Source organism: Urechidicola vernalis, assembly GCF_031846385.1.
Lineage (GTDB): Bacteria > Bacteroidota > Bacteroidia > Flavobacteriales > Flavobacteriaceae > Urechidicola > Urechidicola vernalis.
In genome coordinates this window covers 353,704-377,813 of record NZ_JAVRHV010000002.1, presented here as the reverse complement: position 1 = coordinate 377,813, position 24,110 = coordinate 353,704, and the positions used below count along the sequence as shown (strand labels likewise).

Sequence of the window (24,110 nt, the reverse complement as noted above, 5' to 3'; positions counted from 1 at the left end):
ATTTACTAAAAATAAGTGATGCAATAAAACGGAGTTTTAGGTGCAAAAAGTATTAACAAGATGTTAAATTTAAATTACAGTTTAAAAAACTTAAAAAATGTTTGCAAAATTAAAAGAATACAGTAAATTTGCACCCGCAATTGTCCCATGGTGTAATTGGTAACACACCGGTTTTTGGTACCGACATTCAAGGTTCGAGTCCTTGTGGGACAACAAGCATTTAAAGCCACTCATTTGAGTGGCTTTTTTAGTGGCTTTAAATGTCAGTTTTTTTATAGTGAAAATGAGTTATTTACACTGGAAAAAAAAGAATCATTTCAAGTCAAATTGTAAAATTTAATGGCGTTGGCTCCCATAAAATTTTCTTGCTCATTACTACTCAATTGAGCGATGAAATTTGTGGCCAACGATTTTACTTTTTCATAGTTGCCAGCCACCAAGCAAACTGGCCAATCAGAACCGAACATAATTCTATCGGGTCCAAAAGCAGTTAATGTTAAATCCATATACGGTTTTATTTGTGCTGGAGTCCATAATTTATAGTGAGCCTCGGTAATCATTCCCGAAATTTTACAATAAACGTTTTCGTGTTTTCCAATTTCTTTCATTAAAGTAGCCCATTCATTGAATAAACCATCTTTAATATATGGTTTTGCAATATGGTCTATGACAAATTTTTGATTTGGAAAACGTTTCACAAACTCTAAAGTAGTTTTTAATTGATGCGGGAGAATTAAAATATCATAGGTGTAACCGTATTTTTCTAATTTAGAAATCCCTCGCAAAAAATCAGATCTGAGTAAGAATTCTGGGTCAGTCTCACCTTGTACAATATGCCTAAATCCTTTTACAAGTGAGTCGGTGCTATACTTCTCTAAATCTTTTTCAAGTATGCCAGACTTTAAATCTACCCATCCAACAACCCCTTTAATAAAGTTGTTTTCTTCTGCTAATGATACTAAAAAGTCAGTTTCTTCAGTAGTTTGGTCTGCTTGAACTGCTACGCAGCCATCTATATTGTGTTTCAGATATACTTCTTTTAAATCAGATGGTAGAAAATCCTGGCGGATTACTTTCATTTCGTCATTTATCCAAGCATGGGATTCTATATTGTATTTCCAAAAATGTTGATGAGAATCTATTACCATGATTTAGGTATTGAGAGCATAAATAATTAAAATAAACTTAATGTTTGAGATTTGTGAGGAGTCTCTTTCTTGCCAATATATTCGAGTAAAATTGTTTCTGTGCTATGTCCAGTAATTTGTCTTAATAAGCGACTTTGCATTTTTCCGTAGTTGTTTATGGCAAATGTCCGTCTGCATACATGAGCTGTTATCAACCTGTGTTTTTCAAAAATTCCTTCTGTTCTACGTTTTGATTCAAAATCATATAAGACACCTTCAATCTTTTGATTGATTCCGCATAGTTTGCAGATTTTTTTAATTTGTTCGTTTAACTTGTGAAGAGGTTTTTTAGTAGGAAATCCATCAGTTAGTATTAGTTTTAAAGATGGTCGAATCGGAATAGAAATTTGCTTGCCTGTTTTTTCTTGTGTTAGTTCAATTACTTCTATTCCTTTTTTTGTGGTTAGACTTGATTCGTCGATTTTTAATAAATCAACAGATCTTTGACCAATTTCACATCCTAATAATAGCCATTTCCTAGCGTTTTCTAGTTCTGAGTCAAAAAGAGGAAATATTTTGATCATTTCTAACTCTTCAATAGTTAGATAGATGATGTGTTGCTTTTTCTCTTTGAGTGCTTTATATGTTTTTAATTCGGTGTTAATTTTAAAACCTTTCTGTTCTGCATTTAAACAAATCGTTTTTAAATCGGCTATTTTCTTCAATGAATAGCCATTAGAATATTTTTTTTCCTCTTCTAAATAAGAAGAGAACTTATTCAGAAAATCTAAATTTATATTTTGAACATATATTGATTTTTGCAGGTAAATTTCATAGCCTTCTATTATTTTTTTAAATGAGCCGTACGAGGCAATCCTGTTTTTTGATAATTTTTTAGTACCAGATCTAGAAGAGTGAATTATGTTTTGAATTGCGTCGGTAAGCAAAAAGTTTTGAGGTTTGTCCGTCATCTTTGTATCAGAAATAAAAAATTAATCAAGAATTATTTCAATTTAAAAGTAATAACTGGTAAAACGGAGTGATTCGAAATGTCTTTAGAGATACTGCCGCTAAAGAAGCTCATAAGACCTCTGCGACCATGTGTATTTAATGCAATAACATCAGCTTCAATATATTCGGCAAAATTTAAGATGCCCATTTCTACAGTAACATCATTATGAATGTTTATGGTATAGTTTTTTAAATCAGAATGGTTTACAAACTCTTTTATTTTTAATTGAGATTTGATTGTAGGTTCAAAACTCTGAGCAGTATTCACTTTTAATAAATGAATTTTAGCATTGAATATTTTTGCAAATGAAACGATGTTTGTGAATGTTTTGAGTCCATCTTCGTCAAAATTAGAGGCGAAGACGAGATTTTCTAATTTAAAATCATCAATTTCATTTTTAATAACTAATACTGGAACATCAGAATGACGTACTACTTTTTCTGTATTAGAACCCACAAACATTTCTTCAAATCCAGAAACTCCTTGAGATCCCATAACAATTAAATCTGCATTTTGTTTTTGACTTTCCTTAATAATACCGTCAAAAGTTTCATGAAAAAAAACAGATTTTACCACTTTTACATTTCTTAGGTAATAGCGCTTCGTTAATTTTTCAAATTTCTCCTGTGCACGTTTCATATATAAAAGCGTAGAAGGAGAATTGTTTTCGGCGCCAAAGTTAGAAGGATCAATTACTTCAGTTGGCAATTCTAACATGTGTAATAAATGCAGTTCACTATTTGTTTCTTCTGCAATTTTTGCTGCTACTTTGGCTGCATATTCTGCCTGATTTGAGAAATCTATTGGGACTAAAATTTTTTTCATGACCATCATTTTTTATAGTGGGTGTTTTGTAAAGTTACAAAAAAAGAAATACAAGTTTAAATGATTTTTATCATTAAAAAAATAGTTGTATATTTGCAGTCGAAAATAAAGTATTATTTGGAAAGTGGAGGGGACGTGAAGTCCCCTCTTTTTATACAAAAGAATAAAAAAAACAGTTGTAATTTTTTTAAAAATTACTTCATAAAAAGAAAGTTTGTTTCATAATAAAAGTGAAATTTAATAAATGAATCAAGAGGTTGTAAAGCAGTTGTTGCAGGAAGCATTGGAAGAGAATGAGACTTTATTCTTGATTGAATTATCTTTTTTAGCAAATAATAAGATTTTTATAGAGCTAGATGGTGATGCTGGAATTAACTTGAATGAGTGTATTAGAATTAGCCGCCATATAGAGCATAATTTAGATAGAGAAGATGAAGATTTTTCTCTTGAAGTGACTTCGGTAGACATTTCTAAGCCGTTAAAAGTTCCAAGACAATATCAAAAGAATATTGGAAGGATTTTAAGTGTTAAAACTGTTGAAGGAGAAAAAATAGAAGGAACTGTAGTGAGTGCAGATTTAAACAATGTAAGTTTAGAATGGAAAGCTAGAGAGCCTAAACCAATTGGAAAAGGAAAAGTTACTGTAACAAAACAAGCAGTAATTGATTACAATAGTATAAAGGAAGCAAAAGTGAAGATTATTTTTAATTAAAGAAATGGAAAATTTAGCATTAATAGATTCGTTTTCAGAATTTAAAGACGACAAAAGTATTGATAGAGTAACGTTAATGGCGTTATTGGAAGAGGTGTTTAGAGCGGCTTTAAAACGTAAATTTGGTTCAGATGATAATTTTGATATTATTATAAATCCAGATAAAGGAGATTTAGAGATTTGGAGAAATAGAATTGTTGTAGCTGATGGAATGTCGGAGGATGATAATGAAGAAATTGAATTAGCAGAGGCGAGAAAAATTGAGCCAGATTTTGAAATTGGAGAAGATGTATCGGAAGAGGTTAAATTAATGGATTTAGGTCGTAGAGCAATTTTGGCTTTACGTCAAAATTTAATTTCTAAAATTCATGAGCACGATAGCACAAATATATTTAAGCACTTTAAAGATTTAGAGGGCGATTTATATAGTGCAGAAGTACATCATATTAAGCATAATGCTGTTATTTTGTTAGATGATGAAGGAAACGAAATCATCATGCCTAAAAGTGAACAGATTCGTTCGGATTACTTTAGAAAAGGAGAGTCTGTAAGAGGTATTATTAAAACGGTTGAGTTAAGAGGAAATAAGCCAGTAATTATTTTGTCTAGAACAGAACCTAAGTTCTTAGAGAAATTATTTGAGCAAGAGATTCCAGAAGTATTTGATGGTTTAATTACTATTGAAGGTGTCGCAAGGATCCCTGGTGAAAAGGCAAAAGTAGCGGTAGATTCTTACGATGATAGAATTGATCCTGTAGGAGCTTGTGTTGGTATGAAAGGATCTAGAATTCATGGTATTGTTCGTGAATTAGGAAATGAGAATATTGATGTAATTAACTATACTAAGAATAACCAGTTATTTATAGCACGTGCCTTGAGCCCTGCTAAAGTAACATCTATGGATATTCATGAAGAAGAAGGAAGAGAAGACGGTAAGAAAGGACGTGTAGATGTGTTCTTAAAGCCAGAGGAAGTTTCTAAAGCAATTGGACGAAACGGAGTGAATATTCGTTTAGCGAGCCAATTAACTGGATACGATTTAGACGTTCAAAGAGAAGGAGTTGAAGACGAAGATGTTGAATTAGCTGAATTTACGGACGAAATCGAAGGATGGGTAATTAAGGAATTCCAAAATGTTGGATTAGATACTGCAAAAAGTGTATTGAGTCAAGATGTTGCTGAATTGGTGAAAAGAACTGATTTAGAAGAAGAAACAATCGTAGAGGTTCAAAACATTTTAAAAGCAGAGTTTGAAAATTAAATAGTAATTTTCGCAAAAAGAATTATAATTAAGAGTAACAATAAGTATGTCTGAAAACAAAACAATGCGACTTAATAAAGTTCTAAGAGAACTGAATATTTCGTTAGACAGAGCGGTTGAACATCTTGCCAGTAAAGGGCATGAAATAGAGGCACGTCCTACAACCAAAATTTCTAGCGCAGAGTATGAAGTTTTACTAGATGGTTTCCAAACCGATAGAAGCAAAAAAGCGGAATCGAAAGAGGTTGGTGAAGAGAAAAGAAAGGAAAAGGAAGCTATTGCATTAGAACGTGCAGCCAAACTTGAAAAGCAGCGTCTTGAAGAAGAGGCCAAAAACGAAGTCTTAAAAGCGAAAGCTGAAAAGGTTGAGGTGAAAACTGTTGGAAAAATCGATATCGATGGATCTTCTAAAAAAGAAGAGAAAGTTGAAGAAGTTCCTGCTAAAGTTGAAGAAGTTGCGAAACCTGAAGTAAAAGAGGAAAAGGTAGAGGTTATTAAGGCTAAGGTGAAATTGGACGGTCCAAAGGTTGTTGCTCAGGCGCCAAAACCAGTTGAGAAGAAAGAGGAAAAGCCAAAAGAAGAACCTAAAAAGGAAGCGCCTAAAAAAGGTGAGTCTAAAAAAGTAGAACCTGTTGTGTCTAAAAAGGTTGAGGAAAAACCTCAAGAAGAAAAGCCAACAGAACCGCAAACAATAACGACTCAGTATAAGAAATTAGACGGGCCTAAATTGGCAGGGACAATTGATTTAAAGCAATTCGAGAAGCCTAAAAAGAAAAAGCCTGAAGCAGGGAAGCCTGGAGATAAAAAGCCTGGCGATAAAAAACCAGGAGGAGCAGGAACGGATAATAAGCGTAAACGTAAAAGAATTCGTAAAGAATTTAAGCCAGGTCAAGGACAGGGAAATCAACGTGGAGGATTTAATAAAGGAGGTCAAGGACGCAGAAATGTTGTTAAAGAAGAGCCTTCTGAAGCTGATGTGCAAAAACAAGTTCGTGAAACTTTAGAGAAATTACAAGGAAAAGGTAAGAAGTCTAAAGGAGCAAAATATAGAAGAGATAAAAGAGATTCGCACCGTCAACAAACTGAAATTGATCAGGAAATTGCAGCGGCAGAAAGCAAAATTCTAAAAGTAACAGAGTTTGTTACTGTAAGTGAAATTGCAACGATGATGAATATTCAGGTGAATCAAATTATTGGTGCCTGTATGTCATTAGGTATGATGGTAACAATGAATCAGCGTTTAGATGCAGAGACATTAACTATCGTAGCAGAAGAATTCGATTATAAAGTTGAGTTTGTTGGAGCAGAGGTAGAAGATGCAATTGTTGAGGAAGAAGACAGCGCTGAAGATTTAGAAGGTAGAGCACCAATTATTACAGTAATGGGTCACGTAGATCATGGTAAAACATCGTTATTGGATTATATCCGTAAAGCGAATGTAATTGCTGGTGAGTCTGGTGGAATTACACAACATATTGGAGCATACGGTGTACAATTAGAAAGCGGTGAGAGAATTGCCTTTTTAGATACACCAGGTCACGAGGCCTTTACGGCGATGCGTGCACGTGGTGCTCAGGTAACTGATTTAGTTATTATTGTGGTTGCAGCGGATGATGGATTAATGCCTCAAACAAAAGAAGCAATTAGTCACGCACAAGCAGCCGGGGTTCCTATTGTATTTGCAATCAACAAGATTGATGTGCAAGGAGCAAATCCAGATAAGATCAAAGAACAATTAGCAGGTATGGACTTGTTAGTTGAAGATTGGGGAGGTAAAATTCAATCGCATGATATTTCTGCAAAAACAGGTCAAGGAATTGACGAATTATTGGAGAAAGTATTGTTAGAGGCTGAAATGCTAGACTTAAAAGCGAATCCTGAGAAACGTGCTATCGGTACAGTTGTAGAGGCGTATTTAGATAAAGGTCGTGGTTATGTATCTACAATTTTAGTGCAAGAAGGTACTTTAAAAGTTGGAGATTACGTATTAGCAGGAAAGAATAGTGGTAAGGTAAAAGCAATGTTCAACGAGCGTGGAAACGCAATGGACGGAGCAGGACCTTCAACACCAGTTTCAATTTTAGGATTGGATGGTGCACCACAAGCAGGTGATCGTTTCCATGTATTCGAAGATGAGAAAGAAGCAAAACAAATTGCAACAAAACGTTCTCAATTACAACGTGAGCAATCTGTTAGAACTCAGAAACATATTACGTTAGATGAAATTGGACGTAGAATAGCGTTAGGAGACTTTAAAGAATTGAACATTATCCTTAAAGGTGATGTGGATGGTTCTGTAGAGGCCTTGACTGATTCGTTCCAAAAACAATCTACTGAAGAAATCCAAGTAAATATTATTCATAAAGGAGTAGGAGCAATTACAGAATCTGATGTATTGTTAGCATCTGCATCTGAAGCGATTATTGTTGGATTTAATGTGCGCCCTTCTGGAAATGCAAGAATGATTGCAGATCAGGAAGAAATAGACATTAGAACATACTCGATTATTTATGATGCGATTAATGACTTACGTGATGCCATGGAAGGAATGTTATCGCCAGAGATGAAAGAAGAGGTTACTGGTAATGTTGAGATTAGAGAAGTTTATAAAATTTCTAAAGTTGGAAACATTGCAGGTTGTATGGTCGTAAGCGGTAAGATTATGCGTAATTCATTGATTAGAATTATTCGCGAAGGAGTTGTTGTACACTCTGGAGAATTAACAGCGTTGAAACGATTTAAAGATGATGTTAAAGAAGTGACAAAAGGGTACGATTGTGGGGTTCAAATTAAAGGATTCAACGATATAAAAATCGGTGATGTAATTGAAGCTTACGAAGAAGTAGCAGTTAAGAAGAAGTTGAAATAAAAATCAACCTTCAGGATATAAAAAAAACCGAATCAAGATTGATTCGGTTTTTTTATGTCATTTAATTATTAGAAAGATTACGAATGAAATCGAAGCGATTACATTTTAATTTCAGTCTCTAATACAATAGCACCAGAAAATTCTTTTTTAATTTCTAAAAGTGCTCTATCTGCTTCTAATCGAGTCAAATAATTACCAACTCTAACTTTCCATTCTGGGGCCTCATAAATTAATTCCGCCTTTTTATTGAATTCAATTTGATATTCACTTCTTACTCGGTATGCTTGGGTTTCATTACCATTATACAATTGAATTTTAAATCCGTTTGCTTCAGGATGTTCTTTGTTATAGGCCGCTTTTTTTCTTAAAACATCATTAATCTCAGTATTTTCCTGAGCCATTCCAGATGTTCCAATCAAGAGGAAGAATAAAAAACTTAAGAAGCCAAATGTTGTTTTTTTCATTTTTATATATTTTTATGATGCTTAAAATAAGCAATTTTATTGTTGTTTTTGTACTGGGATTAAAACGTATTATTTGTCCGATTTTAATCCGAAATAAGGCTTTGCAAATCTAATCTATTGTTTATTAAAACGGTATCATTTTACTCTATTTAGAATAATTATAAATTGCATTTAACATTATTTTTAGATTTTAAATCTTGCTAATTAATAGTACTTTTGTGCCACTATTTTAATCAGTACGTAATTCATTTGAAATTATTGTACCAAACAAGAAAGAAAACATATATTTATATGAAAAGCGTGAAACAACAGAGTCTAACAGCAAGATTAGCGTTCAGTAGTATTGCTTTCCTATTCTTTTTCACTTTAAATTTATCGGCCCAGGGAGATGCAGCGAATGGTAAAAAACTATTCAATACAAATTGTGCGGCATGTCATAAATTAGATAAAGATTTAGTAGGGCCTAAGTTAGGTGGAATTACAGATGTCCGTGAAGATGCTTGGTTAAAAGCATGGATCAAAGACAATGCAGCATTGCAAGCTACAGATGCTGATGCAAAAGAAGCGGCAAAATATAGCCCGACAGCAATGACGGCGTTTCCGTTTTTAACAGATGAAAATATTGATGATATTTTAGCATATACGTCTGCACCACCGCCACCACCACCAGTCGTTACAACTGGAGGAGGAGATGTAGTAGTTGCTGAAGCAGACAATACGTTATTGTATATTTTAATAGCAATTGTATTTGTATTGTTGTTAATGGTTGTAAATCTATATCGTACCGTTTCAGAATTAAGAGACGATGCTCCAAAAAGAAAAACAACAGGAGAACAAGCAAATGCAATATGGGCTGCTTTTAAAGCTAATAAGTTTTTACATTTCTTATTAACGATCTTCTTTTTGTTATCTACAGCTTATATTGTGTTCTCATGGTTTATGCAAGTTGGTGTAGATGAAGGATACCAACCTATTCAGCCAATCGAGTTTTCTCATAAAATTCACGCTGGAGATAATAAAATTGATTGTCAGTACTGTCATGCTTCTGCAAAGCACAGTAAGACTTCAGGTATTCCATCAGCAAACGTTTGTATGAACTGTCATATGAATATTTCTGAAGTTGCTGAAGGAACTGCAATTGGAAACCACGGGAAAGAAGTGTTAGATAAGGAAATTCAAAAATTATACGATGCAATTGGTTGGGATAAAGACAAATTGCAATACATCGAAGGGTACGAGAAGAAACCTATTGAATGGGTTCGTGTTCATAATTTACCAGATTTCGCTTATTTCAATCATTCACAGCACGTTACTGTAGCAGGTGTTAAATGTCAGGAATGTCATGGTCCTGTTGAAGAAATGGATGAAGTTTATCAACACGCTCCGTTAACAATGGGTTGGTGTATAGACTGTCATAGAGATACTGAAGTGGATATGACTGAAAATGGATACTACGAGAAAATTCACGAGCAGTTAGCTGGTAAATACGGAGTAGAGAAAGTGACAGAAGCTCAGATGGGCGGAATGGAATGTGGTAAATGTCACTACTAAAAAAATAAAATTAAAATTGAAAGTAACGTAAGTTCCTTTTATTAATTAAATAAATAATCAAATGGCATCAAACAAAAAATACTGGAAAAGTGTTGAGGAACTAAACGAAAATAGTTCTATTGTTGATACGTTAAAGAAAAACGAATTTGTAGAAGAATTACCAACAGATGAATTCTTAGGAGATAAGGAATCATTAGATAATTCATCAACAACTCGTAGAGACTTCTTAAAATATGTTGGATTTACGACTGCAGCGGCTTCATTGGCAGCTTGTGAAGGGCCTGTAAAAAAGGCAATCCCTTATGTAGTGAAACCAAACGAACTAATACCTGGTGTTGCAGATTATTATGCTACAGCGATTGCTGATGGTCATGATTTTGCAAATGTATTAGTAAAAGTTAGAGAAGGGCGTCCAATTAAAATCGAACCGAATAAAGATGCAAGCGGTGAAACGAATGCACGTGTGCAAGCATCTGTATTATCTTTATATGATGGGTTGCGTTTAAAAGGACCAAAAGGAAAAGACGGTTATATTTCTTGGAATGAAGTTGATGCTGAAGTAGGCAAGAAAATTGCTGCTGCAAAAGCATCAGGAAAGCAAATTGCTTTCTTATCGAGTTCTGATGCGAGTCCTTCTACTGCAAATTTAGTTGCTTCTTTAGGTGAAGTGAACCATGTTGTTTATGATGCGGTGTCTGAATCTGGAGCGGTAGATGCATATGAAACTATGTATGGTACAAGAACATTACCATCGTATGATTTTTCTAAAGCAGAAGTTATTGTTTCTGTTGGTGCAGATTTCTTAGGAGATTGGCAAGGTGGAGGTTATGAAGGTGGCTATGCAAAAGGAAGAGTTCCTAAAAATGGAAAAATGTCACATCATATTCAGTTCGAGTCAAACTTGACATTGACTGGAGCGAATGCTGATAAAAGAATAAAAGTAAAACCATCTGAGCAATATTTAGCAATGACTAAATTATATCAGGCGGTAGTAAATGGTGTCTCTACTAGAGAGGCTGGTCCTTTACAAGATGCTGTTCAAAATGCAGTTTCTAAAATTAAAGCGGCAGGTTCAAAAGCAGTAGTTGTATCAGGTGTAAATGATAAACACATTCAATTGTTAGCGTTAGCAATTAACAATGCTATTCAAAGTGCAGCAATGGATGTTTCTATAACAAACAATACAAAGAAAGGAAACGATACTGCAGTTGCTCAGTTAATTGCTGATATGAACGCAGGTAAGGTTGGGGTGTTATTAATTAATAATGCAAACCCAGTTTACACGTTACCAAATTCAAAAGAGTTTGTAGATGGTTTAGCAAAAGTTGATGCATCTGTTGCATTTACAATGGCAGATAATGAAACTGCAAATGTTGTTGATTTTGCATTGGCAACCCCTCATTACTTAGAGTCGTGGGGAATGGTTGAAATGAAGAAAGGTCAGTATAGTTTAATGCAGCCTACTATTCAACCTTTGTTTGATTCGCGTCAAGTGCAAGACAGTTTATTAAAGTGGAGTGGAAGTACGCAGTCTTATTATGAAAATTTAAAAGAAACATTTGCTACATTAGGAGCAAGTACTTCTTGGAATCAAGCATTACATGATGGTTCGTTTGCCTTAGAGGTAACGGAAACAGCGTCAATCGTAGAAGGATTTGATTTAAACACAGAATTAAAAAGCGCTAAGAAACCTAATGTAGGTGAGTTAGAACTTCAATTATATACAAAAACAGGATTAGGAGATGGTCAGCAGGCAAATAATCCTTGGTTGCAAGAATTACCAGATCCTATTACTAGAACAACTTGGGATAATTACTTAACTGTTTCTAAGGCTGATGCTGATGCATTAGGTTTAGAGAATGTATATGTTGCCGATGGTGCAATGAATGGTGATTACGTTGAGTTAAAATCTGGTAATGTTTCTTTAAAAGTTCCTGTATTAGTTCAGCCTGGTCAGGCAGAAGGGTCTGTTGGTTTAGCATTAGGTTACGGACGTACAACAGGAATGAAATCGGCAATGCAAACAGGAGTAAATGCTTACCCTTTATACAACGATTTCAATACAACTCAAACCGGAGTAACAATAACAAAAGTTTCAGGAACTCATAAGTTTGCATGTACGCAGTTACATAATACTATGATGGGTCGCGGAGATATTATTAAAGAAACTACATTAGGAGTATTTAATACTGCTACTGATCCTGAGGTTTACAACCCAGTTCCAAAGGTTTCATTGAAGCACCAAGAAGTTGATGCAACAACAGTTGATTTATGGGATGAGTTTGATCGTTCAGTAGGACATCACTTTAATTTATCTATTGACTTAAACTCTTGTACTGGTTGTGGAGCATGTGTTATAGCATGTCACGCAGAAAACAATGTTCCTGTAGTAGGTAAAGCAGAAGTAAGAAAATCGAGAGATATGCACTGGTTGCGTATTGACAGATATTACTCTTCAGATATGACTGAAGAATATGCACATGATAACAATGTTGGAGGAAAAGAGAAATACCAAAAAATGGAAGAGCCTTCGGCGAATCCAACGGTAGCATTCCAGCCAATTATGTGTCAGCATTGTAACCATGCACCATGTGAAACTGTTTGTCCGGTTGCGGCAACATCTCACGGTCGTCAAGGTCAAAACCATATGGCATATAACCGTTGTGTTGGAACAAGATATTGTGCAAACAACTGTCCTTATAAAGTACGTCGTTTCAACTGGTTCGATTACTCTAACAATAGTGAGTTTGATTTCAACATGAATGACGACTTAGGGAAAATGGTATTGAATCCAGATGTTACAGTTCGCTCTAGAGGAGTTATGGAAAAATGTTCTATGTGTATCCAAATGACGCAAGCAACTATATTAAAAGCGAAGAAAGAAGGAAGACCTGTTGGAGACAATGAGTTTGAAGTAGCTTGTTCTAACGCTTGTAGTACTGGAGCAATGGTGTTTGGAGATATCAACAATGAAAATAGTGATATTTACAAGTTAAAGAACGATAAAAGATCTTACCACTTATTAGAGCATATTGGTACACAACCAAATGTTGTATACCAAGTGAAAGTAAGAAACACGGAAGCATAAAAAAAGAATAATAATTAAGTAATTATATATAGATTATGGCGTCGCATTACGAAGCACCTATAAGAGAGCCTTTAATTAAAGGAGACAAAAGTTACCACGACATTACAGTTGAAGTAGCAGCTCCTGTTGAAGGAAAAGCAAACAAGCAATGGTGGATTGTTTTTGGTATATCTATCGCAGCCTTCCTTTGGGGAATCGGTTGTATTTTATATACCGTAGGAACAGGAATCGGAGTTTGGGGATTGAATAAAACTATTGGATGGGCCTGGGATATTACCAACTTTGTATGGTGGGTAGGTATTGGGCATGCAGGAACCTTGATTTCTGCCGTTCTTTTATTATTCCGTCAAAAATGGAGAATGGGTATTAACCGTTCTGCAGAAGCCATGACTATTTTCTCGGTAGTTCAAGCAGGTTTATTTCCAATTATACACATGGGACGTCCTTGGTTGGGATATTGGGTTTTACCATTACCAAACCAATTTGGTTCATTATGGGTAAACTTTAACTCTCCTCTTTTGTGGGATGTATTCGCAATTTCAACTTATTTATCGGTGTCATTAGTATTCTGGTGGACTGGTTTATTACCTGATTTTGCAATGTTACGTGATAGAGCTGTTAAGCCGTTTCAAAAGAAAATTTATTCTTTACTGAGTTTCGGTTGGACAGGTCGTGCAAAAGATTGGCAACGTTTTGAAGAAGTATCTTTAGTATTGGCAGGTTTGGCAACACCATTAGTACTTTCAGTGCATACAATTGTATCTATGGACTTTGCTACTTCTGTAATTCCAGGATGGCATACAACAATTTTCCCACCGTATTTTGTGGCAGGGGCTATTTTCTCTGGGTTCGCCATGGTAAATACTTTGTTGATTATTATGCGTAAAGTATCTAACCTAGAAGCATATATTACAATACAACATATCGAATTAATGAACATTGTAATTATGATTACGGGTTCTATCGTTGGTTGTGCTTATATCACTGAGTTATTTATAGCTTGGTATTCTGGAGTAGAATATGAGCAATATGCATTCTTAAACAGAGCAACGGGACCTTATTGGTGGGCATATTTATTAATGATGACATGTAATGTGTTCTCTCCACAATTTATGTGGTCTAAGAGATTAAGAACAAGTATTCGCTTCTCTTTCTTTATTTCAATTGTTGTGAATATAGGAATGTGGTTCGAACGTTTTGTAATTATCGTATCTTCATTACATAGAGATTATTTACCATCGTCTTGGACAATGTTCTCACCAACATTTGTAGATATCGGAATATACGTTGGTACAATCGGATTCTTCTTTGTATTGTTCTTATTATACGCTAGAACGTTCCCTGTAATTGCACAGGCAGAGGTGAAGTCTATCTTAAAGTCTTCTGGAGATAATTACAAGAGATATAGAGATGCAGGTGGAGAAAACCCGGCACCAACTAATAAATCTAAAAAATAAGTATTATGAGTTCTAAAGTAATACACGCAATATACAATGACGATGATGTGTTAATGTCAGCCGTAAAAGAAGTACGTGCTGCAAACCATCATATTGAAGAAATTTATACGCCATTTCCAGTACATGGATTAGATAAAGCAATGGGCTTGCCTCACACAAGAATTGCAATTACTGCATTTATGTATGGATTGGTTGGGTTATGTACAGCAATGTGGATGATGAATTATATTATGATTGAGAACTGGCCACAAAATATTGGTGGTAAACCAAGTTTTTCGTTCTTCTATAACTTACCGGCATTTGTGCCAATTATGTTTGAGATGACTGTGTTTTTTGCAGCGCATTTAATGGTAATTACATTTTACATGCGTTCAAAATTATGGCCATTTAAAGAAGCGGAAAATCCTGATCCAAGAACTACAGATGATATGTTCTTAATGGAGATTCCAGTTACTGGTGATGAAAAAGAGATGACTGCATTTTTAGAATCTACGGGAGCAGTTGAAATTAAAATAACTGAAAAGCATTAATTCGATGAAGAGAGTAATCAATACATTTTTAGTTTTGGCAGTTACTTTGGTAATTGTTTCTTGTAATGACAAGAGAACGCCAAACTTGCAATTTATGCCTAATATGTATGAGGCAGTTCCTTATGAAACGTATATGTCTAATCCTAATTACGCACCAGGAATGGAAGAGCGTATGCCGGTGGCAGGTACTATAGCAAGAGGTGCGGAGTTTGCATTTGAATATGACAATAGCATTGAAGGTTATGAATTGGCAAAAGCGAATTTAAAAAGCCCTTTAGATTCTACTATGGTAGATGCTGACAGAGCAAAATCACTTTACACAATCTATTGTGCTTCTTGTCACGGAACAAAAGGTGATGGTCAAGGAGATTTAGTGAAAAATGAAAAGTTTTTGGGTATACCTAATTATAAAGATAGAGAAATTACAGAAGGTAGTATCTATCATACAATTATGTATGGTAAAAACATGATGGGATCTCATTCATCACAATTAACTGAAGAAGAGCGTTGGCAAGTAACTGCTTATGTTCAAGAATTAAGAAACAATTAATAATTCTTTTTAATTAGAATTTTAGAAGATATGTATCAGTTTTCGAGTAAATTAAAAACAGCAGCCTTTGCTTTAATGATTATTGGAGCCCTTGGAATTGGATGGGGATTCTTATCTGCGCCATCTACGGTAGAAGAGGCAAAAGAAATAGTAGCACATAGTAATGATGGTCATCATGGAGGTGTTGGAAGTGCAGATGCACATGCCGATTCTCATGCAGATGAACACCATGATGCTTCGCATGATGTACATACTTTACATCAATTACAAAACAGACCTTGGTCTGCTGTATATGTAGGGATATTTTTCTTTATGATGATAGCACTGGGAGTGTTGGCTTTTTATGCCATACAGCATGTAGCACAAGCCGGTTGGTCTATTGTTTTGTTTAGAGTTATGGAAGGAATTACGGCCTATTTACCAATTGGTGCAGTAATTTTGTTTGCGTTTTTAGTGTTGTCAAGTTTACATATGAATCATGTATTTGCTTGGATGGATCCTGCATTAGTAGACCCAGATAGTCCAACATTTGATCATTTATTATATGACAAAAAAGGTTACTTAAATGTACCTTTCTTCTTAATTAGATCTGCAATTTATATTGCTGGTTGGGTTTGGTACCGTCATTATACTAAAAAGCAATCTTTAAAATTAGACGCTGCTGCTGAAGGAGATTTAACGCATTATAAGAAAACATTTAGAGCATCCGCTATATTCTTAGTATTCTTCTTAGTATCAGAATCTATGATGTCTTGGGATTGGTTAATGTCTATAGATCACCACTGGTTTAGTACATTATACGGATGGTATGTATTTGCAGGTATGTTTGTTTGTGGAATCACAACTATTGCAATGATTACTATTTACTTAAAATCTAAAGGATTATTAGAATACGTAAACGACAGTCATATTCATGATTTGGCAAAGTTTATGTTTGGATTTAGTGTATTCTGGACATATTTATGGTTCTCTCAGTTTATGTTAATCTGGTATGCAGATATTCCTGAGGAAGTAACATATTATGTTCAACGTTTTGAAGAAGTTAAAGTACCGTTCTTAACAATGGTTGCAATGAACTTTGCGTTCCCTGTATTATTATTAATGAACAGTGATTATAAGCGTTTACCTTGGTTTGTTGTAATGGGAGGGATTGTAATTTTATTAGGACACTATATTGATGTGTATCTTTTAATTACTCCTGGATCAGTTGGAGCACAATGGAAATTCTTATCAGTTGAAGTTATAGGATCTATGTTATTTTTCTTAGGCTTGTTTATTTTCGTTGTATTTACTGCATTGAGCAAATCTCCTTTGAAAGTGAAAGGAAATCCATTTATGAAAGAAAGTGAAAATTATCACTATTAATTAGATATAGAAAAGAAAGAAATATGTTAGCATTAATTTATATTTTAATTGGAATATTCGTTGCAAGTGTAATTTGGCAATTGACCAATATCTTTAATTTAAAGACACCTATTGCAGACGATAGTGATAACGACCAACAAGGAAAACTAATGTTTGCCTTTATGGTTGCCTTCTATGGTTTAATGATTTACTGTTTTTGGGCTTATAGCGAAGTGTTATTGCCTGGAGCATCGTCAGAAGAAGGATTGAGATACGATAATTTATATCTTATCACAATGGTATTGATTTTAGTTGTGCAAGCAATTATGCAATTCTTAATCTTTTACTTTTCGTATAAATACAGAGGTATTAAAAATAGAAAAGCATTGTTTTATGCCGATAGCCATAAACTAGAGACTATTTGGACAATTACACCAGCAGTAGTTTTAGCAGGTATTATTATTTATGGTTTATCTGTTTGGACGGATATTACGGATGTGTCTGACTTAGAAGATCCATTAGTTATTGAAGTGTATGCAAAGCAATTCCAATGGGAAGCGCGTTATGCAGGTGACGATAACACTTTGGGTAGAGCAAACGTCAGAAATATAAAGGGTATCAATACAATGGGTGTTGATATGACGGATACAAATGCTGCAGATGATATTCCTGTTCGTGAATTACACTTAGTAAAAGGTAGACCGGTAATCTTTAAATTCCGTTCTCAGGATGTTTTACACTCAGCTTATATGCCTCACTTTAGAGCGCAGATGAACTGTGTTCCTGGTATGACAACTCAATTTGCATTTACTCCAAATAAGACGACTGCAGAAATGCGTCAGGACGAAATGATTGTTGCGAAGGTTGAAAACATCAACAAAATAAGAGCAGAGAAAGGTGAAGATGCTTATGAATTTGATTACTTGTTATTATGTAACAAAATTTGTGGAGCATCGCATTATAATATGCAAATGAAAATTGTTGTTGAAGAAGAGGCAGATTTTAATAAATGGATTGCTGAACAACAAACAATAACAGAAGTTATAAACAAATAAGATACGATAAAAAAAGATAGCGATTATGTCAGATCATCATCATAAAGAAACATTTATAACTAAATACGTATTTAGTCAAGATCATAAAATGATTTCTAAACAATACCTGGTTACTGGTATTTTTATGGGAATAATAGGTGTATTTATGTCTATGTTATTTCGTTTGCAAATTGCATGGCCAGACCACTCATTTAGTATTATAGAAGCGTTTTTAGGAAACCATCAAGATGGCGGGGTAATGAGTCCAGATATTTATTTGGCTTTAGTTACCATTCACGGAACAATAATGGTATTCTTTGTTTTAACAGCAGGTTTGTCTGGTACATTTAGTAACTTGCTAATTCCATTGCAAATTGGGGCTAGAGATATGGCATCAGGTTTCTTAAACATGGTATCGTATTGGTTATTTTTCTTATCAAGTGTTTTAATGTTGGTTTCTTTGTTTGTAGAGGCAGGGCCAGCATCAGCAGGTTGGACAATCTATCCTCCATTAAGTGCATTACCACAAGCTATTCCTGGTTCAGGAGCAGGTATGACTTTATGGTTGGTTTCTATGGCTATTTTCGTTGCATCTTCTTTATTAGGATCATTGAACTACATTGTAACTGTATTAAATTTAAGAACAGTTGGAATGAAAATGACACGTTTACCATTAACAATATGGGCGTTCTTTATCACTGCTATTATTGGTGTGGTTTCGTTCCCGGTATTATTATCTGCAGCATTATTATTAATATTCGATAGAAGTTTCGGAACTTCTTTCTATTTATCTGACATCTTTATTGATGGAGGTGTTCTACATTACCAAGGAGGGTCGCCAATATTATTTGAGCACTTATTCTGGTTTTTAGGGCATCCTGAGGTATATATTGTATTATTACCAGCATTAGGTATTACATCAGAAATTATTGCAACCAATTCTCGTAAACCAATTTTTGGATATCGTGCAATGATTGGTTCTATAATAGCAATTGCATTCTTATCTACAATCGTATGGGGTCACCATATGTTTATTACAGGTATGAATCCATTCTTAGGTTCAGTGTTTACATTTACAACCTTGTTAATTGCAATTCCTTCAGCGGTAAAAGCATTCAACTATATAACGACACTCTGGAAAGGAAACTTACAATTCAATCCGGCGATGTTATTCTCAATCGGATTGGTGTCAACATTCGTATCTGGAGGTTTAACTGGTTTAGTTCTTGGAGATAGTGCCTTGGATATAAATGTACATGATACGTACTTTGTAGTAGCTCACTTCCACTTAGTAATGGGTGTATCTGCAATCTATGGTATGTTTGCTGGGGTTTATCATTGGTTCCCAAAGATGTTTGGTAGAATGATGAATAAAACATTGGGATACTGGCATTTCTGGTTGACAGCAATTGCTGCTTACGGAGTTTTCTTCCCAATGCATTTTGTTGGACTGGCAGGATTACCACGTAGATATTATACAAATACAGCATTCCCTTATTTTGATGATTTAGCAGACATCAACGTTATCATTACAATGTTTGCTTTATTTGGAGGAGCTGCACAATTAATATTCTTAGCGAATTTCTTCTTTAGTATTTATAAAGGGAAAAAAGCATCTCAAAACCCATGGAAGTCAAACACATTAGAATGGACTACTCCTGTAGAGCATATCCACGGAAACTGGCCAGGAGCTATTCCTGAAGTTCACCGTTGGGCTTATGATTATTCTAAGCCAGGACATGACGAAGATTTCGTTATGCAAACGGTTCCGTTAAAAGATGGAGAAGAGGAATCATAAAAGAAAAACGTACTTATTATAAAATTAAAAGCCTTTCATTTAGAAAGGCTTTTTTATTTGCAAAGGGAATTAAAAAAGAGCGTTCATTTGAACGCTCTTTTAACATTACTTAAGTTATTGTTTATGAAACAATATTTAGCGGTTTTGTATTTTTCCATTGCCCTCTTGTAAAATCTGGGAACTCAACAGAACTTCCATGCTGCATGACAGATTGTTCACTTAATGGACCTACAGCACTCCAGAAGCAACCTTCGTATACATTTTGATCTAAGGGTTGTCCTTTACGCAAACATTCTATAATTCTATAAGACATCATAAAGTCCATTCCACCATGTCCTCCTTGTTTTTTAGAGATTTCTCCTAAGCGTTTATACATTGGGTGCTCATACTTTTCGTAAATCGCATCTAGCGCTTCTCCCTGCGCCCATTGATGGTGGTTTTTAGTAATATCTTCAACTCCGCCTTCTAAAGCAATACGAGTTGGAAAACCGGTTAAAGTTCCTTTAGTTCCTTGAATTAAATTATGACGAGAATAAGGTCTAGGACTTGTTTCATCCCATTGAACCATGACAGTTCTCCCAATGGTAGATTTTATTATGGATGTATTCATATCTCCACCTTTAAAATCTAATTGATTCCATTTGTGGTCTGCTGGAAAGTTTTTCTTCGCATATAAGTTTCTTCCTCTAGCCGGAGAAGACATAGATACAATTCTTTCAAAGTTATCATCACCACGTCCTAAATTCATGTATTGTGCTACAGGTCCAAGTCCATGAGTTGGATAAAGGTTACCATCTCTATTTTCATACTCATAGGTTCTCCAAGATCCGGTTCCTCTTTCAACTTCATTCATTTGAAATCTTAATTCATGAATATAAGCCGCTTCTCCATGCAGTAATTCACCAATCACGCCTTTTCTACACATATTAAGGTAAAGTAATTCCTCACGCCCATAATTAACATTTTCCATCATCATACAATGCTTCTGCGTTTTTTCAGAAGTATCTACAATTTTCCACATCTCTTCAATGGTAAGAGCAATTGGAACTTCAACAAAAGCATGAGCCCCAGATTTCATGGCCTCTATTGCCATTGTTGCATGGTCTGCCCAAGGAGTGCTAATAAAAACCGCATCAGGTTTTTCCTTTTTCAACATTTTTTTCCAAGCCTTCTTGTCGCTATGATATAAGGCTATGTTCTGATGTCTTTCACCTTTACCGATCTCTTTACACTTATTAGCAGACTTTGTCGCTAAATCTTCATATAAATCACAAATAGCGACAACTTCAGTTCCTTCAATCGTAGCCGTTCTAGTCGAATGCCCTGAACCACGTGCACCTACACCAATAAAAGCGCAGCGAACTGTTTCCAATTTAGGAGCTATGAAATCTCCCATATATTTTTGTTGATTAAAGTTAAAAGCGTTCGTAAAATTGGATGCTTGCAGAAAATTCGGCAGCATTGCCATTCCGGCGCCAGCAATAGATGTTTTTTTAAGGAAATCTCTTCGGTTTGAATTCATTGTGATTGTGTAAAAATTAGCTTTAAAAATACAAATAAGAAGTTCTAATTTCAAGTGTTTGGATTTTATTATGAAAAGGATTAAGACCGGTTGACCTTTTTATTTTTTTTTATTCGTATGGATTTATATTCTATCGGATATTATGAAATCATCAACACATATTTTTATATCTTCGTAAGAACTTATGATTGTCTAGAATGAACGAAAATTTAAATCCTGAAAATTCGAATTACTCACCTGATGAGTTGGATGTTGAAAAGCAATTACGTCCACTGTCCTTTGATGATTTTACAGGGCAAGAACAGGTGTTGGAGAATCTCCAAATTTTTGTTCAGGCTGCGAATCAACGTGAGGAAGCTTTGGACCATACTTTATTTCATGGCCCTCCGGGATTGGGTAAGACTACTTTGGCGCACATTTTAGCAAATGAATTAGATGTCGGTATTAAAATCACATCAGGACCAGTATTGGATAAGCCTGGTGATTTAGCAGGGTTATTGACTAATTTAAGTCCAAGAGATGTGCTGTTTATTGATGAGATTCATCGTTTAAGTCCAATAGTAGAAGAGTATTTGTATTCTGCAATGGAGGATTTTCGAATTGATATTATGATTGAAACGGGACCAAACGCGCGTTCTGTTCAAATAGAATTGGAGCCGTTTACCTTGGTTGGAGCAACCACGCGTTCTGGATTGTTAACCGCACCAATGCGCGCGCGTTTTGGAATAAGTAGTCGTTTACAATATTACAATACAGAGTTATTGACAACCATAGTGCAACGTAGTGCACATATCTTGCAAGTCCCAATTTCGATGGAAGCTGCAATTGAAATTGCCGGTAGAAGTAGAGGAACACCAAGAATAGCCAATGCGTTATTACGAAGGGTTCGTGATTTTGCTCAGATTAAGGGAAATGGTTCAATTACTATAGAAATAGCAAAATACGCATTAGAAGCGTTAAATGTAGATGCCCATGGCTTGGATGAAATGGATAATAAAATTCTTTCAACTATTATAGATAAGTTTAAGGGAGGTCCAGTAGGAATTACAACAATAGCAACTGCAGTTGGAGAGAGTAGTGAGACAATAGAAGAGGTATATGAGCCGTTCTTAATTCAAGAAGGTTTTATAATGCGAACTCCAAGGGGTAGAGAAGTAACAGAGGCTGCCTACAAACATTTGGGACGTAAAAGAAATAGACCAGGAGAATTATTTTAAATTAAAGTTATAATGAGAAAATTATTGAGTTTAGCGATGTTGCTTGTGTTGGTATTTGCAACATCTTGTAAGTCTGATGAAAAAAAGAACGAACCGGCACCAATAGAAGAAGTGGTTACCGTAATTGAAACAATTTCGACTTCAGAGTTGGAAAAATTGGGGAATGATATACAGTTGGTTGATGTAAGAACTCCGGAAGAGTTTGAACAAGGCTATATCAAAAATGCGATTAATTTAAATGTAAAATCGGATGAGTTTTTAGAGCAAACAATTCTGATTGATAAAAGTAAACCGGTCTATGTGTATTGCATGGCAGGAGTTAGAAGTACAAAAGCAGCGGAAAAACTGAAGGATGCTGGGTTTACAAAAGTTTATAATTATACAGAAGGTTATGGAACTTGGTTAGATCAAGGAAAACAAATTAGCATGGACTAATAAAATAGAGCTTAATTAATTTTAGGCTTTTTCTTTAATTAAAAATATACCAATTGGTATATTTTTGTATATTTGCGGTATGAAGTCTAAATCAGAACATACTAAACAATTCATTTTAGATAGTGTATCACCTATTTTTAATAAGAAGGGATATGCAGCTACGAGCCTTTCTGATTTAACCAATGCAACGAAATTAACGAAGGGCGCTATCTATGGAAATTTTGAGAATAAGGAAGATTTGGCAATAAAAGCATTTAGGCACAATGTGAAACGTGTTTTACAACCTTTAACAGAGAAGTTAAACATACATAGCGGAGCAATTAATAAATTATTTGCACTGACTAATTATTATAGAGAGTATTATGATTTTGTTAATGATTACGGTGGATGCCCAATTTTAAATATTGCATCAGACACGAATAATTTAAATGAAAAATTGTTTGAATCAGTAAAACAAGTAGCGAAGAAATTAGAAGAAAGTTTAGAAGAGTTGATTCAGGTCGGAATTTCTGAAAATGAAATAAAAAAAGGTGTAAATGCGAAGATGATTTCCAAGAATATTTACTCAATGATAGAAGGTAGTATTTTCATGGCATTTATGCATAAGGATAAAGTTTATATTTCAGAAATGATGAATCATATTGATGAGGTAATAAAAAAGGAATTATTAAAATAATTAATACCAATAGGTATAAAATAAATACTATGACAAAAATATTAGAAAGCAAAGTAAGAGTTCGGTTTCAAGATTGTGATCCATTTAATCATTTGAATAATTCAAGTTATATAGATTATTTCTTCAATGCGCGTGAAGATCAATTACTAAAAGATTATGACATAGACATATATGAACATGCGCAAAAAACTGGAAAAGGTTGGGTAGTAGTATCGAATCAGATTAGTTATTTTAAGCCAGCATTATTGACAGAAACTGTTACGGTAGAATCTCAAATAATTAATTTTTCTCAAAGAAGTATTCAAGTAGAGTTGAGAATGTTTGATGAATCTAAAACACAATTGAAATCTATTATGTGGTCTAAGTTTGCTTATTTTGATATTAGAAATCAGAATGGAGCGGAACATTCTGAAGATTTTATGAAATTGTTCTCAGAGGCGCATGCTCCAATAGAAGCAAAGACTTTTGAAGAACGTATGACCAATATTTTAAAAGGTAAACTCTAATAATTTTCAAAATTACAGTTATTAGTTCTCAACGAGAAAGGAGCGCATTGCGCTCCTTTTTTTGTGTCATGTTATTCTAAACTTATGTGAAGAATCTATTGATGTAGAATGGGGTTCTTCGTTTCACTCAGA

The 24,110-nt window shown here is 34.6% G+C and carries 19 protein-coding genes, 1 tRNA gene and 1 pseudogene; 16 read left to right on the top strand and 5 right to left on the bottom strand.

Annotated elements, in window-relative coordinates; all coding sequences use genetic code 11:
* The first annotated feature begins 141 nt into the window (after positions 1-141).
* Positions 142-213 (top strand) — tRNA-Gln (locus RM519_RS06905).
* A 104-nt stretch (positions 214-317) separates the two neighbouring features.
* Here the strand turns inward: RM519_RS06905 and RM519_RS06900 are convergent.
* The 3 genes from RM519_RS06900 to RM519_RS06890 are packed head-to-tail and all read right to left on the bottom strand — an operon-like array spanning position 318 to position 2,964.
* Positions 318-1,148, bottom strand: coding sequence for an amidohydrolase family protein (locus RM519_RS06900; protein WP_311592931.1), 831 nt, complete (start codon positions 1,146-1,148; stop codon positions 318-320).
* A gap of 26 nt (positions 1,149-1,174) precedes the next feature.
* Positions 1,175-2,098 (bottom strand): phage integrase SAM-like domain-containing protein, encoded by a 924-nt coding sequence (locus RM519_RS06895; RefSeq protein WP_311592930.1) that lies wholly within the window; start codon positions 2,096-2,098, stop codon positions 1,175-1,177.
* 32 nt (positions 2,099-2,130) lie between these two features.
* Positions 2,131-2,964: a universal stress protein gene (locus RM519_RS06890; RefSeq protein ID WP_311592929.1), complete on the bottom strand. Its 834-nt coding sequence runs from the start codon at positions 2,962-2,964 to the stop codon at positions 2,131-2,133.
* 244 nt (positions 2,965-3,208) lie between these two features.
* Here RM519_RS06890 and rimP point away from each other — a divergent pair, with 244 nt between their 5' ends.
* The 3 genes from rimP to infB are packed head-to-tail and all read left to right on the top strand — an operon-like array spanning position 3,209 to position 7,806.
* A complete protein-coding gene (rimP, locus tag RM519_RS06885; protein WP_311592928.1) occupies positions 3,209-3,676 on the top strand; it encodes a ribosome assembly cofactor RimP in 468 nt (155 codons plus the stop codon).
* Positions 3,677-3,680: 4 nt separating this feature from the next.
* Positions 3,681-4,937 (top strand): transcription termination factor NusA, encoded by a 1,257-nt coding sequence (gene nusA / locus RM519_RS06880; protein WP_311592927.1) that lies wholly within the window; start codon positions 3,681-3,683, stop codon positions 4,935-4,937.
* Between the two features lie 46 nt (positions 4,938-4,983).
* The gene (gene infB / locus RM519_RS06875; protein ID WP_311592926.1) at positions 4,984-7,806 is read left to right on the top strand and encodes a translation initiation factor IF-2; all 2,823 of its coding nucleotides are present in this window, start codon (positions 4,984-4,986) and stop codon (positions 7,804-7,806) included.
* Positions 7,807-7,904: 98 nt separating this feature from the next.
* On the opposite strand, the gene RM519_RS06870 is transcribed toward infB, so the two are convergent.
* A complete protein-coding gene (locus RM519_RS06870) occupies positions 7,905-8,270 on the bottom strand; it encodes an SPOR domain-containing protein (RefSeq protein ID WP_311592924.1) in 366 nt (121 codons plus the stop codon).
* Positions 8,271-8,561: 291 nt separating this feature from the next.
* Between RM519_RS06870 and RM519_RS06865 the strand changes: the two genes are divergently transcribed.
* From RM519_RS06865 to RM519_RS06830, 8 genes and pseudogenes are all read left to right on the top strand, one after another.
* Positions 8,562-9,821 (top strand): c-type cytochrome, encoded by a 1,260-nt coding sequence (locus tag RM519_RS06865; RefSeq protein ID WP_311592923.1) that lies wholly within the window; start codon positions 8,562-8,564, stop codon positions 9,819-9,821.
* 61 nt (positions 9,822-9,882) lie between these two features.
* The gene (locus tag RM519_RS06860; protein ID WP_311592922.1) at positions 9,883-12,909 is read left to right on the top strand and encodes a TAT-variant-translocated molybdopterin oxidoreductase; all 3,027 of its coding nucleotides are present in this window, start codon (positions 9,883-9,885) and stop codon (positions 12,907-12,909) included.
* Positions 12,910-12,944: 35 nt separating this feature from the next.
* Positions 12,945-14,327: pseudogene (gene nrfD, locus RM519_RS06855) on the top strand (NrfD/PsrC family molybdoenzyme membrane anchor subunit); the annotation flags it as partial.
* A gap of 44 nt (positions 14,328-14,371) precedes the next feature.
* The gene (locus RM519_RS06850; protein WP_311592921.1) at positions 14,372-14,896 is read left to right on the top strand and encodes a DUF3341 domain-containing protein; all 525 of its coding nucleotides are present in this window, start codon (positions 14,372-14,374) and stop codon (positions 14,894-14,896) included.
* Between the two features lie 4 nt (positions 14,897-14,900).
* Positions 14,901-15,446: a c-type cytochrome gene (locus RM519_RS06845; RefSeq protein WP_311592919.1), complete on the top strand. Its 546-nt coding sequence runs from the start codon at positions 14,901-14,903 to the stop codon at positions 15,444-15,446.
* A 30-nt stretch (positions 15,447-15,476) separates the two neighbouring features.
* Entirely contained in the window at positions 15,477-16,811 is a 1,335-nt protein-coding gene (locus RM519_RS06840) for a quinol:cytochrome C oxidoreductase (protein WP_311592918.1), read from the top strand.
* Between the two features lie 23 nt (positions 16,812-16,834).
* On the top strand, positions 16,835-17,845 hold the full coding sequence (locus tag RM519_RS06835) for a cytochrome c oxidase subunit II (protein ID WP_311592917.1): 1,011 nt from the start codon (positions 16,835-16,837) through the stop codon (positions 17,843-17,845).
* Between the two features lie 25 nt (positions 17,846-17,870).
* Positions 17,871-19,622, top strand: coding sequence for a cytochrome c oxidase subunit I (locus tag RM519_RS06830; protein ID WP_311592916.1), 1,752 nt, complete (start codon positions 17,871-17,873; stop codon positions 19,620-19,622).
* 121 nt (positions 19,623-19,743) lie between these two features.
* On the opposite strand, the gene RM519_RS06825 is transcribed toward RM519_RS06830, so the two are convergent.
* Positions 19,744-21,144: a Gfo/Idh/MocA family protein gene (locus tag RM519_RS06825; RefSeq protein ID WP_311592915.1), complete on the bottom strand. Its 1,401-nt coding sequence runs from the start codon at positions 21,142-21,144 to the stop codon at positions 19,744-19,746.
* A 197-nt stretch (positions 21,145-21,341) separates the two neighbouring features.
* Between RM519_RS06825 and ruvB the strand changes: the two genes are divergently transcribed.
* The 4 genes from ruvB (at position 21,342) to RM519_RS06805 (ending at position 23,978) form a co-directional block, all read left to right on the top strand.
* A complete protein-coding gene (gene ruvB / locus RM519_RS06820) occupies positions 21,342-22,361 on the top strand; it encodes a Holliday junction branch migration DNA helicase RuvB (RefSeq protein ID WP_311592914.1) in 1,020 nt (339 codons plus the stop codon).
* Between the two features lie 12 nt (positions 22,362-22,373).
* On the top strand, positions 22,374-22,796 hold the full coding sequence (locus RM519_RS06815; RefSeq protein ID WP_311592913.1) for a rhodanese-like domain-containing protein: 423 nt from the start codon (positions 22,374-22,376) through the stop codon (positions 22,794-22,796).
* Between the two features lie 79 nt (positions 22,797-22,875).
* Positions 22,876-23,472: a TetR/AcrR family transcriptional regulator gene (locus tag RM519_RS06810; RefSeq protein ID WP_311592912.1), complete on the top strand. Its 597-nt coding sequence runs from the start codon at positions 22,876-22,878 to the stop codon at positions 23,470-23,472.
* A gap of 29 nt (positions 23,473-23,501) precedes the next feature.
* Positions 23,502-23,978 carry an acyl-CoA thioesterase gene (locus RM519_RS06805; protein WP_311592911.1) on the top strand — a complete coding sequence of 159 codons (477 nt, stop codon included), beginning with the start codon at positions 23,502-23,504 and terminating at the stop codon, positions 23,976-23,978.
* The last annotated feature ends 132 nt before the right edge of the window (positions 23,979-24,110 follow it).

Excerpts from the sequence above, each read along its gene's own strand:
- RM519_RS06890 (WP_311592929.1), bottom strand. The coding sequence starts at position 2,964 with ATGAAAAAAATTTTAGTCCCAATAGATTTCTCAAATCAGGCAGAATAT.
- RM519_RS06895 (WP_311592930.1), bottom strand. The coding sequence starts at position 2,098 with ATGACGGACAAACCTCAAAACTTTTTGCTTACCGACGCAATTCAAAAC.
- RM519_RS06870 (WP_311592924.1), bottom strand. The coding sequence starts at position 8,270 with ATGAAAAAAACAACATTTGGCTTCTTAAGTTTTTTATTCTTCCTCTTG.
- RM519_RS06840 (WP_311592918.1), top strand. The coding sequence starts at position 15,477 with ATGTATCAGTTTTCGAGTAAATTAAAAACAGCAGCCTTTGCTTTAATG.
- RM519_RS06865 (WP_311592923.1), top strand. The coding sequence starts at position 8,562 with ATGAAAAGCGTGAAACAACAGAGTCTAACAGCAAGATTAGCGTTCAGT.
- rimP (WP_311592928.1), top strand. The coding sequence starts at position 3,209 with ATGAATCAAGAGGTTGTAAAGCAGTTGTTGCAGGAAGCATTGGAAGAG.
- nusA (WP_311592927.1), top strand. The coding sequence starts at position 3,681 with ATGGAAAATTTAGCATTAATAGATTCGTTTTCAGAATTTAAAGACGAC.
- RM519_RS06805 (WP_311592911.1), top strand. The coding sequence starts at position 23,502 with ATGACAAAAATATTAGAAAGCAAAGTAAGAGTTCGGTTTCAAGATTGT.
- RM519_RS06830 (WP_311592916.1), top strand. The coding sequence starts at position 17,871 with ATGTCAGATCATCATCATAAAGAAACATTTATAACTAAATACGTATTT.
- RM519_RS06860 (WP_311592922.1), top strand. The coding sequence starts at position 9,883 with ATGGCATCAAACAAAAAATACTGGAAAAGTGTTGAGGAACTAAACGAA.
- infB (WP_311592926.1), top strand. The coding sequence starts at position 4,984 with ATGTCTGAAAACAAAACAATGCGACTTAATAAAGTTCTAAGAGAACTG.
- RM519_RS06845 (WP_311592919.1), top strand. The coding sequence starts at position 14,901 with ATGAAGAGAGTAATCAATACATTTTTAGTTTTGGCAGTTACTTTGGTA.
- RM519_RS06850 (WP_311592921.1), top strand. The coding sequence starts at position 14,372 with ATGAGTTCTAAAGTAATACACGCAATATACAATGACGATGATGTGTTA.
- RM519_RS06825 (WP_311592915.1), bottom strand. The coding sequence starts at position 21,144 with ATGAATTCAAACCGAAGAGATTTCCTTAAAAAAACATCTATTGCTGGC.
- RM519_RS06815 (WP_311592913.1), top strand. The coding sequence starts at position 22,374 with ATGAGAAAATTATTGAGTTTAGCGATGTTGCTTGTGTTGGTATTTGCA.
- ruvB (WP_311592914.1), top strand. The coding sequence starts at position 21,342 with ATGAACGAAAATTTAAATCCTGAAAATTCGAATTACTCACCTGATGAG.
- RM519_RS06900 (WP_311592931.1), bottom strand. The coding sequence starts at position 1,148 with ATGGTAATAGATTCTCATCAACATTTTTGGAAATACAATATAGAATCC.
- RM519_RS06810 (WP_311592912.1), top strand. The coding sequence starts at position 22,876 with ATGAAGTCTAAATCAGAACATACTAAACAATTCATTTTAGATAGTGTA.
- RM519_RS06835 (WP_311592917.1), top strand. The coding sequence starts at position 16,835 with ATGTTAGCATTAATTTATATTTTAATTGGAATATTCGTTGCAAGTGTA.